A 14,210-nucleotide genomic window follows, 5' to 3' on the forward strand; every position below is an offset into this window, starting at 1 on the left:
TTTATTTGAATCCTTTGATTATAGAGATATATTTAAAATAACCCATGTCAAAATAGAGTCGAAGGTAGCTATTTTTGATTTTATCATCCTCGCCTGGACGGGAATGGAAATCCAATTTAACTTAATATAAATCGAAAACAAAAAATGGCCAAACTGGGCAAAATAGAATAATGAGATCATTCATGAATGCATACCAACAATTAGAACAGCATTTTAAAAAATATTATGACTTTGAAAATCTGGCAGCAATTGTTTCCTGGGATGAGGCGTCTATGATGCCCGCTGGCGGAGGCAAAGCACGAGCAGAAGCTTTGGCTACATTAAGTGCAGTCCAACATGATTGGCTAACCCATAAAAAAGTAGGCGACTTAATAAAACGAGCAAAAGAGATTGAACATTTATCATCCTGGCAACAAAAAAATCTTTATTGGATGGAAAAAGAGTATCTGCAGGCCACCTGTATCCCCGTACATTTAGTCGAAGAATTTACTAATGAATCATTAATCTGCGGCCAGGCATGGCGCGAATTACGTGCAAACAATGACTGGAAATCTTTTAAGCCTTATCTGGAAAAATTATTTCAAAAAATAAAAACAATTGCAGAAATTAAATCACAAACATTTAATAAATCGCCTCTGGATGTTTTAATTGATGAGTATTCGCCAGATTTAGATTGTAAAACTATTACACCTATCTTTAATTTATTGAAAAATGAGTTACCCACGCTAATTCCTAAGATTATTGAAAAACAAAAGGATCGGCAGATAAAAGCAATCACCGGAGATTTTCCAGTAGAAAGGCAAAAGCAGCTTGGAATGGAAATAATGACGCGTCTGGGTTTTGATTTTAATCACGGCCGGCTGGATGTAAGCCATCATCCGTTTTGTGGTGGTATCTCTAGTGATGTTCGCATTACAACCCGCTATCAAGAACATGAGTTTTTATCATCACTAATGGCAATTACCCATGAAACGGGACATGCACTCTACGAACAAGGCCTACCTACAGAATGGAGTATACAACCTGTTGGGCATTCTTTAGGGATGGCTGTTCATGAGAGTCAGTCCTTATTTATTGAAATGCAAATTTGCAGAAGTTTGGCATACATCCATTTCTTGGTGCCAATGGCACAAAAATATTTTAAGGATGTAGCGAATATAACTGAAGAAAATATTTTTTATCATTATACAAAAGTACAGCCTGGCTTAATTCGTGTTGATGCAGATGAAGTAACTTATCCCTTACATGTGATACTTCGATATGAAATCGAGCAACAACTCTTTGCCTCTGACATTACTATTGCAGACTTACCTGAGGTCTGGGATTCATCCATGCAGAAATGTTTAGGATTATCTACAAAAGGTGATGATAAAAACGGAGTGATGCAAGATGTTCATTGGCCTTCAGGAATTTTTGGATACTTTCCAGCCTATACTTTCGGAGCATTAATTGCTGCTCAATTATTCTCAGCAGTAAAAAAATCACTTCCTGATATTAAAGAACAGCTACAACAAGGGGATTTTAAATCGCTGTTACTTTGGTTAAGAAAGCATATTCATGAAAAAGGACGATTATTGCCTTATCAAGAACTTTTACGTCAGGCAACAGGCGAAGAATTAAATCCAGATTTTTATTTTGCCCACATTAAAGAGCGCTATTTATAAAAAAATAACTCCTCTTTCGTGATTAAAATGGTGTGATTTTAAAGCAGCAAACACAGCCTATATCCCGACCATAGCGAGGTATCTCCTATCGCAATATCCTGCTCCAAAATGGAGATGCCTCGCTACACTCGGGATGACGGCTAGCCAATTTTAGGTTTCCATTAGAAGAGAAACCGACCCTATAACCAACGTACGCTAGAAATAGTGTCGTTGTCATTCTCGCAAGGGCGGAATGACATACGATTGTTCAACAAACTCACTTTTAGCCAGAAAAGCTTCATTAAACGAGTTCATGATTTTTAGTGCGCTGCACCAGCTTTATAAACTGTTGTAACTCACAAGCATCCCCACCACAAGCCGAAATAGAAACGGGATGGCCATTATACGTAATTTTTACAAGATAATAATTTTCATCACGTTCATACAGTGAGAAATTAAGATTTGAAGCATATGGAGGTGCATTCTCCAAAGGGGCACCCAAAAAACTTAATGCACTGGCAATTGTCGTATCATGAGCAGATAATAAAACATATTTAAGTTTGGTGTTTTTCTGACTACCACCGTTGAGATAATTAGCAATGTTTGTCATGAGTTTGCTGCTGTAGGCAGTTGCTACTTGTGGTGGCTTTTCTTGAGCCATAAAAGCCCAATTACTGGCAGCAATAATTGTTTCAATGTCTTGGGTACTTAGTCCAACAGGCATTGGCGCATTATGTATTTGATGTATATATAAGGCATCACCCAGTAATTGAAGATCATTCAAGCTACCAATTTGTGCACCTATAAAGGCGCTCCAAAGTGGATATTTATCTTTGAGCTCATCATTTTTTTGCTGCCATTCTTTTGTTGAGTATACATACTGCTCCATTAACTTTGCCCGTTCCTCAGGACTTACTTGCTGGAGAATTACCTCGTCATATTTAGCGGGTGCACTAAAAATAGGTATAGGCTGAACACCATAAGGTAAAGCAGGAATAGAAGAGTCCGTATGCGGGCCGGTTCCTGGGGGGTATAATCCCATTAATAAAGACTGAGCGCTCATAAGCGTACGTTCATAACTAGTGGACCGAATATACATGGTTCCTTGCTCATAGTGATCTGGTAATAAATGGGCTTGTTCCACATATCTTCTACGAAACTCGACCCCCAGCTTATATTCTTGCCGCATGCCTTCGGCTGTTAACTGACCAGGGCCTTCTCGCCATTGATAATTTACTGCAGGGAGAGGAATAATTGGTGTTCTATCCCCATGCCGAATAATATCAACAGCAAAAACAAGTGTATCATCAGCGAATAAGATCGACGGTGCACTCAATAGCAAGAAACAGCTTAGGCGAAATTTATAACCCATTTGATTTGTACTCCTTGTAAGAATGTATTAATTAACTAACGAACGCTGCCATCTGGTGATGATTATTATTTCAAACATGCAGGTTGGACCTTGATCCAACACACCAAATCCTATGATAGCTGTTTTATTGGGCCAAGGCCCAACCTACGGGCTACATGCTCGATCACGGGAACACGGCGCGATGGGGAATTGCCATCAGCCCAAGTTTTATCTTTTGCACTATGATGAGTGTGACGACAAAAATCAAGACTTTTCTAAGCATTGGTTTTATTAGGATCTATTGATACCTAGGTTGAGCCTTGGGTGTTTAGGAGACTGCCTCTGCAACTAATAAATCCTCAGGTACGGAGGCATCCACGAACACATTATTAACTAAAGGATTCTACAGTCGGAGTTTTTCTTGGGCTTCTCATAATCTTCAACCCCATAGACAGGTAAAGGTTTTTCATTTACTTTATCCTGATTTAATATAGTTACGCTCATATTGACATAGTCCATCGAACCATCAGGATTTTTCGTCCCAGATGCATAATCAATAGTATCAACATTTTTCCAACCTGTTACTTTTTGGATAAAATCATCACCACTTTTTAATTCAACAAAAATCTGCCTATCGGGATCGATCAGGTGATACTTATCTTCCTCTCTGTAGATGATATAGGCATGATCGAACTCATTGTCCAAATTAACTAACATCAATTCGCCTGATTGCAGCCGGTCTTTCAAAGAAGAAAAAAATTCCTGGCGGGTGCCCTTATAAACTGTTTGATAATCATCCTCAATATAGTCCTCTAGTGGATCATCTGCACCTTCTCGAAAACTGGGTATTTCTCTAGGGTCAGCATTTTCAAGCAACAGTCGAGCCCCTTCTAGAGCGCACCATTGACAATTTCCATCATTCTTTGGAGCCCCGTTTTTAATGGGATTTATTCGCCTAAGTTTTTGCAATTTTTCTTGCATAGTACTACCCATAACTCTGATAAACCTAAGTGAATTATAGTACATTTTTTAATCAGCAAATTATGGGGCAAATAAATGGGGCATGCATTAACTGCTTGATTGACAACCCCTTTCCAACCATCTAGAGTTTAAATACATAAGGGATGGAGATACAGCATGAAGCTTATTAGGTATCTTGTTTTTATAACGCTGCTAATGAGTAGCCTTCTTGCTCACAGTAATCCAATCACTATTGGCATTTTAAAATTTGCTCCACCTTTCTCATCAGTAGACACTCATAATCATTATTTTGGATTTGCTGTTGATCTCATGAGAGAGATATGCAAACGCATTGATGCATCATGTATCTACAAGGCAACCGATTTTGATAGCCAATTAAATGATCTGCAGGCAGGGGTTATTGACGTTACCTTTTTAGTAAGTCCATTAAGCGATACAGAGTCAGAGCATTATCAATTCAGTATGCCTTACATAACCAGTAAGGGACAATTTGTATCACTAAAAAGCTCAGACATTCATTCAATAGATGATATTAAAAATAAAAAAATTGGCGTGCTGCAAGCAACCTTGCTTCAATACAGTGTTCTACCTCAATATACTTCCGAAGAAAATATTAAAGTGTATCCCAAAATTACGGTATTAATCTCTGCACTCAATAAACATGACATTGACGCCGCATTAATGAATGCAAATGTTGCCAAATACCTACTCAACAATATCCTAAAAGGTTTTCAACTAGTAGGAAAACCTATCACTGTAGGAAACGGATATGGAATTATTGCACTTAAAAAAAATGCCGCAATAATTGCGAAAATTAATGAGGCCTTATTAGAAATAGAAGCCGATGGAACCTATTTAACTCTTTATCGTAAATATTTTGGTAGTCATATTAAAGAGAAATTACCTGACTGAGGTAAGCGATCCTGCCCAATTCACTAACTTCAGTATTTGGCACATCTTACGCAACCAATATACTTCCGAAATCTCACATTCTGATGTAGGTCATGTATCCGCCCCAGTCCTGCGCTCAAGTTAAACCAGGCATCGAGATCAAGCATCCCCTTGCGCGATAACTGCTAAGCTACGAAATTCGCCTGAATCAATAGGACCAGAATAACAATTAAAGGACATGCTTTATTGGCAAAGTGATGACAAATTCACTGCCCTTTCCTGGATCACTATGAATTGAAATTGCTCCATGATGTTCTTGAACAATGCTATAGGAAATCGATAGACCTAAACCAGTCCCCTGACCAACCGGTTTCGTAGTAAAAAAAGGCTCAAAAATCCTAGCCATTGTTTCTTTACTCATACCAGTACCTGTGTCACGAATACGAATCAAAACGTGCTCATTTTCCTTGCTTGTAGTAATCGTAATTTCCCCCTGATCAGGAATTGCATGCGCTGCATTGATAAGAATATTCATAAACACTTGATTGATTTTCCCAGGGAAACATTCTATTTGAGGAATATCCCCATAATTTTTCTTAATGGTAATACGATCACGAAATGAATTATTTAACAAGGTTAAGGTGGAATCGATATTTTCGTGAATATTAATCCGTTTCAATGCTCCTTCATCAAGCCGAGAAAAAGTACGTAAGTCTTTCACAATATTTGCTGTGCGCCTTGCCCCCTCTTCAATGCCGTTAAGTAAATTATGAGTTTCTTGCAAAGTAAAAGGCAGATCGATTTCTTTTTTATATTTTGAAATTTCCATTAATTTATCTTTTATTGATGTGTCAGGGGTAATTTCTGCATATTTATTTAATAATTGCATAATTTCTTCAATATCATTTTTCAAGGGGCCAATATTGGCAGAAATAAAATTAACTGGATTGTTAATTTCATGTGCGATTCCAGCAGTTAACACGCCCAAGGAAGACATTTTTTCTGCTTGAATTAATTGAGTCTCCGCCTGTTTCAACGTGTCTAACGCATGATTAAGCTGAATATTTTTTTCATTTAAATCTTGCGTGCGCTGTTCTACACGCGATTCCAGCTCAATATTAGCTTGCAGTAGTTCACTTTGTGCCCTTCTACGTTCAGTAATCACAGCAGATAAAACTAAAGTAGTAAAAAATATCACTGCCACAAACGCTTGCAAAAATAATAAGCTGGTTGAAATATTAGCCATATAAAATTCTTTATAACCATGTATTTCAAGCCAAATGACAGAAATTGATATGAAAAACGCGGTGAGTGTCGCAAAGCGAGTACTGAAACGTACAGCTGACCAAACTCCAAAAGGAAGCAAGATGTAGGCTAAAGGATAATGCAACATATAGATTAAGCTAATCGTCAAACCTAATAAAACGATCAAAATAATAAACTCAACAAATTGAGCTAAATGAAACGTGAATTTTTTTTGGTACCAGGTCATGATAAGCGGTGTCATCACAATAATACCTACAGCATCACCTATCCACCAAACGAACCAATTGTTTAAAACTAACTTGGGCTCAATAAAACCAAACATAAAAAGTGCCATTATTCCTAAAGTACAACTCGTAAGGGATAGAAGGAAATCGCCACCGAATGTAAACAACAGAATATCGCGAACGGTATAGAACGGCGTTTTGGTATGAGTATAGTATTGAATGAATTTTCCAGCCCAAACTGCCTGTAGTCCGGCACCAAGACCAATTATTGTGGATGCAATCCAGTTTTGCCATGACATGAGATTGCCTAATACGGCAGTCACAACCGTTTCGGAAACTACAATTCCAAAAACGACATTATTTCCATACCATAATACCATCGCTAAAGCGATACCCGACGGAAGCCAAAGTGGTGTCACCAATGTGTTTGGGATGACCCAAATATTACTTGCAAAACCACCCAATGTATAAAGTAAGCCTGTGACTAGATTCTGGTAGCAGAACCGCCAAGTTTTTATTGCATTGAGGCTCATGTTTTCTTTCCAAGTACTCGATAAAGCTTGATCTTCTCACCCTTGCCTCGAATCATTTGTGGCTCTAACTCTTCAACTAGAATTTCATTAGAAATAGGCTTATAAGTTGTCTCACTAATCAACAAGGTATTGGGTTTATCTTTCGTAAGCTCTTCAATGCGGGATGCAGTATTCACGGTATCACCAATCGCGGTATATTCCATGTGGTCACTGGTCCCTATATTTCCAGTAATGACCTCCCCCGTATTGATACCAATTCCAATAGTAATATCATGGCCTATTTCATTGCGATACGTGTCGTTGAACTCTTTTAAGGCCTCGATCATCATTAATCCTGCAGATACAGCATTTAACTGATTATCGATATGTGAAACAGGCGCACCAAATAAAGCCAAGATTCCATCACCAATTAATTTATTAATGCAACCATGATTCTCTCGTATTCTTTGAGTCATTAACTCAAAATAGGCATTAAGAAGTTCTACAGTTTTAACAGAACCCAATTTATCCGATAATGAGGTAAACTGGCGTATGTCAGCAAACATGACTGAAATGATGCGGTATTCACCCCGAATCAGCGAATCCTCCCCCTGATCATTTAAAATTTCATCGACTATATTTTTAGGGACATATTTTTGAAACAACTCCATAATTCGCTTTTGATATAATACTTCATGATTCAGTTTTTCAATCAAAGACAACCGCTCTTCTTCAAGGTTTAACATTTTCAATCCAGTATCAATATTAATCTTTAATTCAACTGGATCCCATGGCTTAGTAATATAACGAAATACCCGACCGGTATTAATGGCTTTAATAATTGCTTCAATGTCAGTAAAGCCGGTTAATATCATTCGAATCGTATTGGGATATTCAGGAATAATTGACTCTAAAAATTGCACCCCTGTCATTTCTGGCATTCTTTGGTCAGTGATAACAATTTGAATGTTCTTTTGACGCATAATCTTCATACCCTCGCGTCCAGAGGTCGCAGTATATACGTTGAAATGGCGGCGAAAAGTAGCGACAAAAGCGGTAAGATTATTCGCTTCATCATCAACATAAAGGATATTACACTTTTCTTTATCCATGAGAGCTCTTTTTTAGAAGCAAATTTAAACCCTATAGATATTTATAGTCCATGGGGAATCACTTTGGCCAGTTTTCCAATGATGAGGTAAACGAAGTCTTCAGTAAACTTTTGTATTTTTTGTGAGATGTCTTTGTAAAGGAAGAGCAAATTCAACCCATTATGTCCATATATGACATAAATTAAGGTAAAATTTTAACACTATATAAAATTGAGAGGTTTTCTATTATGACTAAATCCGTGGTTTTTAGCGTAGAAGATGACGAAAAAAAGCGGAAGATCCTTGAGTACTATAGACAATTTATGGAGCAACAAAATGCCCAAGATCAATCTTATAATTCTTTAGCTGAGTTTAAAGAAAGTCAACATTATCAAGACTTGCCCGAAGAAGAAAAGGAGAATCTAAAACAATATGAGGGAAAAGATGTAATTGTCTTGGTATTTGAAACTCCAGAACAAGCCATAGAATTTATTCGACAAATACAAAAGAAAGGACTTATCAGTGAAGAACAGGCGGAAGATATAGTGACAAGCCTGCAAGAGCTCGAGCCATACAGGCCAGGAATGTAATGAGTACCTCTGCGGTACTCCTACAGATATAAATCGATCCAATCTTTAAATCGTTTTAAACGATCCAATTGAAAATCCGGTCTATCAAGAGAATGATATTGATCAGGGTATATGATTAATTGTGTCGGTATATTTTGTGATCTTAAGGCTTGATATAATTGTTCAGAACCAATACATGGCATATTAAAATCCAAACTGGCACACATGAATAAAGTAGGCGTTTTAATTTTATCCGCTTTCATTAATGGATAACTTAATTTCAAATAAGTTTGCACATTGAGCCAAGGTTTACCCAATTCGGCTTCATATTCTAATGTATATTGATCCACGCCATAATTCCCCAGGATATTCCCGGTCCCTGCCCCACTAATTGCGGCTTTAAAGCGTTGTGTGCTGGCAATAACATAATCAGTAAGCATGCCACCGTAACTCCAGCCACCCACCGCCAATTTATTAGGATCCACAATACCTTTCTTAATGACGTAATCAACTGCAGCTAAAACATCTTTGACATCTAAGTTACCCCAGTCTGCGTGAATTGCTCTGGAAAAATCATATCCCCTTCCAGAACTTCCTCGTGGGTTGGGGGCTATAATTGCATATCCCTGGGCAGCGAGCCATTGCCAGTCAAAATTAAATTCATGGCTAAATTGATAAACTGGCCCACCATGTAAATTTAAAACAGCAGGGTACTGATGTCCTGTTTTGTAGTTTGCTGGTTTTAGCAATAAACCTTCAATCACTGTTCCATCAGAACTTTTAAATTCAATATCATCTACTGGTAAAAATTTTACTTGCTCTAAAAGTTTTTGATTATGGTGAGTTAGCGGCCTTAATGTATTTTCTACTGCAAAGAGTTCTGGTGGATGTTGATCATCCGATGAGACAACTACGATGCGTCGATCTGCTGTTGAAAAATTACTATCAACACGCAATCCATGAGTTAGTGCTTTAACGACACCCGTATGAACATTAATCTCACTTAGATGAATATTTCTACTTATTTCAATTAATGCAAAGATATTTTTACCATCTTCAGACCACTTAGGTTTGGTAAACCAACGATCCACAGGAGCAATAATTTGTTCCTGTGGATTCGTCAATCCAACAACAGCTATTTGTGTAGGGGCATATATGTGGGAATGGTTACTATTATTCAAATAAGCGATTTCAGCGCTATCAGGACTCCATGCGGGAACAGACTCCCATTCTGGATCCATTTCTGCTCCAGGGGATTTGGTTAGCTGTTTGGCTTTGCTTCCCGGTTTTGTATTGATTACAAACACATCCGAGTTGAAATTTCTATCGGGATCGGTTCCTCTTTGTGACGCAAAAGCAATATATTTTCCATCAGGAGACCATGCTGGAGCCCATTCATCATAGGGTCCTGGAGTCAATAATTCAATGTGTTTACTTTCAATTGCGATACGATAAAGATGCGTTCTTTTTTCGCCAAGATATCCTTCTCTATCTTTTTTAAAGAGAAATCGAGTAATGACTATGGGTTTGTTTTTAGCCTCTTTTTCACTGCTTACTTTATGCCCAATAAACGCGATATTTTGGGAATCTGGCGCCCAAGTGAAATCACTCACATCATACTGGTTATTGGTTAATTTAATTATTTCGCCGCTTTTTCTATTTAATAATCTCAGATTTTTAGAATCACCTCGCTCTGATAAAAAGGCAATCCATAGACCATCAGGGCTCCATTTAGGTAAATAATTGCTTTCATTTTTACTATTCGTGAGTTGCTTTGATACACTTCCGTCATACGATACCAACCAGATATTACGGATTGCCTCCTTATTGCTAACATTTTCTTCTAAAGTGTAGACAACCCATTTTCCATCTTTCGATAAGTCGGGTTCGTTAACCGTCTTAATTCGCATAAAATCGTTTAAAAGCGGCAACCTTTGCTCAGTCCACCCGTTTTCAAAAAAAATAATTAGGAACAACAATAGAGCGTGCTGGAGGCACCTATGGATTTTTTTCAAATCATATTTCCTTAAATAAGTACTTCTTTATGAATGAGTATTCACCATCACATCGTAACAAAATTGGCTTTGTTGAAAACAATCATCGTTTATTATTATCGCGAAAGCGGGAATGATCTATAAAATTAGTATATCTCACGCCTGGCAAGCTACTTTTCCAATAACGCCACAAAATTTAGAGTTAATTCAAAGTATCATATAATCCTTATCTTATATATGAGTCAATGTCTTATTTTATAAAAGCTTTTTGCATGAATCTCTGTCGCGATAACAAATTAAAAGAGTATTTTTCAATTAAAATCTTGAGCTGCGGCCAATTTAAATTGATAGCGCCAAGTAGTTAATGTTTATCCAAGCAGAATAAATAATACAAACCCACTTAGTGTATTTTTTGAACAATTCAGGCTAAACTTAACACGTGGAGAATTAAAAGGAGCTTTTTATGATTAAGATATTAAGTGTACTCTTAATAGGATTATTCATGAGTATAAGTCCAATCGCATTGGCCTATAATGGATGGCATCACCACGGATATCACCATAGATATCATCATGGTTACCATGGTTATCATGGTTATCATCATAGATATTATCCTGTCAGGTATCATCACCATGGTTATCATCACCGCTATCGTCATCATGGCTATCATCATGGATACCATAGATGGTAAGATATTAAAAAATAAAAGGTTTTAATAAAAAACATCATCACATTACTGAATTCATAAGTATTCAGTAATGTGATTGCTCCAGCTAAAATATTTTGTGGTACCTCCAGTACTGTTTCTTACCTTCTGCTTTGTCACAAAAAATTTTTTATTACCCAATAGATCACCATATGAGATAACAATAATGACGTAAAAAGAACAATAATGTAAAATAAAGGCCAAAATTGATGAATTTATATCAAATTTTACAGGATTTTATGTCCACCAATACCTGAAAGAGACAAAAAATTAAGGAAGCGATGCATGAGAGCAGTACGAGAATTACGTAAACCCCACTCCCCCCTCCAGTACTCTATATTAAAAGAAGTACATCTGGAGAATAAACCGAGTTTGATAGCCGGTATTTTTTCTGGCGATCGCTGGCGTCATCGCAGTATGGGCTTAACATTAGACCAGATTACAGATCAAAAGAAGTTTGAAGAATTGCAATCTGATGCATCGAATAATTTAAAATTATGGGAAAAAGATAAAGTAGATCCTCCGCAAAAAGTTGAGGTAGTACATCAGGATTTTGGGGAGGCAACCCTAGAGGTAACTAAAAAGCATGGAAAAATATATCCTGTCCTCAACATGGCCAATTCGTTATTTCCTGGCGGAGCTGTTCTAGAGGGAGGAAGTGCCCAAGAAGAAAATATGTGGCATCGTTCAACTTGTGCTCGTTCATTACTTGCCAAAGGAATTTATTATGATAAGGCACAAAAATGTTTTTTATATGATGAGAACTCCAGAAAACTTTTAAATGCACAAGCACAAATGAGTCCTGAAGAACTGGAATCTTTAAGTATAAGACGTGGAGTAAAAACTCCTGAGGCCTTTAAAGTCTTTATGGATGATCAACCCCAGATTTGTTTTCGAGGAAAAGAAATTTTAGTTCCCATAGTGCTCGAAGAAGAGTTCACATCAAAGAGAATATTAACTACTGACACTAAATTGAGTTACGCATTCCTTCCAAAAGACCAAATATTCCCTTTTTATGAAATCAGATCAGCGGCTCCTGAGCTCATAGGTAAAAAAATCGACTTTAATAATAAAGAATTTTTAAAGGAATATATACACGATTTAAGCCGTCGAATAGGAGCTCAACTGGATACTTTGATACTTAAAGGAAAAACTAATGCAGTCTTAGGCGCATGGGGATGTGGAAGTTTTAGAAATAATCCTGAAATTGTTGCCCAGATATATCGTGAAGAAATTACAAAGCGAGCGGAACATTTTCAACACATTGTATTCCCTATAATCGGTACAGAACATGAAGCAAACTTCCAAATATTTAAAAAACATTTAGATGGTCTAGAGCTTGGACATTTAGCAAACAAATCAAGTTTAAAGGGCGTGGCGCAGGCGTTGCTTAATCCCTATAGTCTTTATACCTCAAGAGATAAGAAAACTACACCTGAGGAAGAAACCTCTAAGACTCCCTCACCCTAGCTATTCGCCATTTTAATTGGTTTGGTAGAACAAATCATAGGCTATTCCATGCAAGCGTGAATCTACTCATTGAGCCTAAAGATGGATTTCCGCATGCAAGGGAATGACAAAGATGCAGTTCATTATCTGCTCCGCCCTTTAATTAAAGAGACGCCCAAATTTTTTTTGCACAAAACAACCACTAACCAAACACTAAATGAATCTTTAAAAAAACACTATCACCCAAAAATCATCAAAGTGAACGAAAGAAAATCCATTTTTCATTCAACAAAACAAAATTTATTTGGTATGATCCTTTTTAAAACACCAAGACCATATATAGGTCTTTTTTTTTATTTAACTTGTTTAAATAACATCTGGGTATTTCTACTATGCAATCACGATTAGCACAATCTGCACTAAGAACACTAGCGACTTTTAATAAAAGTGTATTGTCCTCTCTGAACAAAACACAGGGTTCCCTATTTTCGCCTTTGTCTAATAAGTTGGATACAACTTATCCAAGATTATCGCCAACTGAAATAAATGAAGGTATTGCTCAATTGCATGACAGTCTTTCATCAGATAAGAACTTTATTTTTAGAGGAACCGAAGGAACTCAAGAAGTCCATGAGGCGATGACTACTGATTATCTGGGCATGTCTTCCATACAAAGAAAAAAAGCACCAAGCCACGATCTGGTCGATTACCTCGTAAGCAATAACAGTAGATACTTTTTTTCTACCTCTCCCTGTAAATACACGGTAAGACCTTATGCGGCAGGAATATCGATTATCCCGTGTAAAGGTTATATATGGGTATTGGGATTGCCCAAAGTGTACACAATCCCACAAAAACATTTGTTCCTAAATGAAGAAATGTTTGATAGTTATTCAAGAAGACAAATTCAACAATTAGAAAAAGACGAAAAATATCATCCCATTAAAGATACAGCAGCGAATAATAATGAAATAACAGTGATCGTTGGTGCTCGTAAAGAGGATAATTGGGCATTCAAAGTTTCTGAAGATGTAGCGAAAATAATTCAAGTTAGAGGACCAGGTCGTTTATTAAGTAAATTTATGTCTTCAGATGAAATTGTACATGTCCAAGACTGGACGAATCCTGAGTTCAAAAAAAGAGTATGGTCTCTTGAAGTAGTATTCTCGGAAGGAATTAGCGCGAAATATTTTGATAAAATGAATTTCAGAGCCCGAGAGCTCGGATTAATAACGAGCGATGAACGGTTGCTTACACTCGATGATGCAAGTAGCGTGGTCGACTCGGAGGAGTTATATAATCTTAACGCGAACTATCGTACAACTGAGACTCATCGTGTATTAAAAGTTCATAAAGACATTCCTTTAGGACACAAAGAATCACTACTTGAGTACATAGTAGCTGAAATTAGAAGTAAAAAATTAGAAGAAATTGAACACAGAGATTGCCCATATACTTTATAAATATTGATTTAGCATCAAAACGCCCTTCTCCTCGAGGAGAGAAGGGCTCCGATAAGGCGGATCAGGGTAA

At 37.1% G+C, this 14,210-nt stretch carries 11 protein-coding genes; 6 read left to right on the forward strand and 5 right to left on the reverse strand.

Annotation, left to right across the window (positions count from 1 at the left end; all coding sequences use genetic code 11):
- Positions 1 to 182: 182 nt before the first annotated feature.
- Entirely contained in the window at positions 183 to 1,664 is a 1,482-nt protein-coding gene (locus tag ACF8MK_RS16250) for a carboxypeptidase M32 (protein ID WP_392537528.1), read from the forward strand.
- 280 nt (positions 1,665 to 1,944) lie between these two features.
- On the opposite strand, the gene ACF8MK_RS16255 is transcribed toward ACF8MK_RS16250, so the two are convergent.
- Positions 1,945 to 3,015: a histidine phosphatase family protein gene (locus ACF8MK_RS16255; RefSeq protein ID WP_392537529.1), complete on the reverse strand. Its 1,071-nt coding sequence runs from the start codon at positions 3,013 to 3,015 to the stop codon at positions 1,945 to 1,947.
- A 372-nt stretch (positions 3,016 to 3,387) separates the two neighbouring features.
- Positions 3,388 to 3,975, reverse strand: coding sequence for a hypothetical protein (locus ACF8MK_RS16260; RefSeq protein ID WP_392537530.1), 588 nt, complete (start codon positions 3,973 to 3,975; stop codon positions 3,388 to 3,390).
- Between the two features lie 156 nt (positions 3,976 to 4,131).
- Here ACF8MK_RS16260 and ACF8MK_RS16265 point away from each other — a divergent pair, with 156 nt between their 5' ends.
- Positions 4,132 to 4,887: a transporter substrate-binding domain-containing protein gene (locus ACF8MK_RS16265; RefSeq protein WP_392537531.1), complete on the forward strand. Its 756-nt coding sequence runs from the start codon at positions 4,132 to 4,134 to the stop codon at positions 4,885 to 4,887.
- 208 nt (positions 4,888 to 5,095) lie between these two features.
- On the opposite strand, the gene ACF8MK_RS16270 is transcribed toward ACF8MK_RS16265, so the two are convergent.
- Together ACF8MK_RS16270 and ACF8MK_RS16275 are read right to left on the reverse strand one after the other, a co-directional pair.
- Positions 5,096 to 6,889 (reverse strand): MASE1 domain-containing protein, encoded by a 1,794-nt coding sequence (locus ACF8MK_RS16270; RefSeq protein WP_392537532.1) that lies wholly within the window; start codon positions 6,887 to 6,889, stop codon positions 5,096 to 5,098.
- The gene (locus tag ACF8MK_RS16275; protein WP_392537533.1) at positions 6,886 to 7,980 is read right to left on the reverse strand and encodes an adenylate/guanylate cyclase domain-containing protein; all 1,095 of its coding nucleotides are present in this window, start codon (positions 7,978 to 7,980) and stop codon (positions 6,886 to 6,888) included. Before ACF8MK_RS16275 ends, ACF8MK_RS16270 begins: the two co-directional genes overlap by 4 nt.
- A 227-nt stretch (positions 7,981 to 8,207) precedes the next feature.
- Here ACF8MK_RS16275 and ACF8MK_RS16280 point away from each other — a divergent pair, with 227 nt between their 5' ends.
- Positions 8,208 to 8,549: a hypothetical protein gene (locus tag ACF8MK_RS16280; RefSeq protein WP_392537534.1), complete on the forward strand. Its 342-nt coding sequence runs from the start codon at positions 8,208 to 8,210 to the stop codon at positions 8,547 to 8,549.
- Positions 8,550 to 8,569: 20 nt separating this feature from the next.
- Here the strand turns inward: ACF8MK_RS16280 and ACF8MK_RS16285 are convergent, their stop codons facing one another.
- Positions 8,570 to 10,438: a S9 family peptidase gene (locus ACF8MK_RS16285; RefSeq protein ID WP_392537535.1), complete on the reverse strand. Its 1,869-nt coding sequence runs from the start codon at positions 10,436 to 10,438 to the stop codon at positions 8,570 to 8,572.
- 547 nt (positions 10,439 to 10,985) lie between these two features.
- Here ACF8MK_RS16285 and ACF8MK_RS16290 point away from each other — a divergent pair.
- From ACF8MK_RS16290 to ACF8MK_RS16300, 3 genes are all read left to right on the forward strand, one after another.
- On the forward strand, positions 10,986 to 11,213 hold the full coding sequence (locus tag ACF8MK_RS16290) for a hypothetical protein (protein ID WP_392537536.1): 228 nt from the start codon (positions 10,986 to 10,988) through the stop codon (positions 11,211 to 11,213).
- 300 nt (positions 11,214 to 11,513) lie between these two features.
- Positions 11,514 to 12,698: a poly(ADP-ribose) glycohydrolase domain-containing protein gene (locus tag ACF8MK_RS16295; RefSeq protein WP_392537537.1), complete on the forward strand. Its 1,185-nt coding sequence runs from the start codon at positions 11,514 to 11,516 to the stop codon at positions 12,696 to 12,698.
- Between the two features lie 371 nt (positions 12,699 to 13,069).
- Entirely contained in the window at positions 13,070 to 14,140 is a 1,071-nt protein-coding gene (locus ACF8MK_RS16300; protein ID WP_392537538.1) for a hypothetical protein, read from the forward strand.
- Positions 14,141 to 14,210 lie beyond the last annotated feature (70 nt).

It is taken from the genome of Legionella sp. 227 (genome assembly GCF_043161935.1).
GTDB lineage: Bacteria > Pseudomonadota > Gammaproteobacteria > Legionellales > Legionellaceae > Legionella > Legionella sheltonii.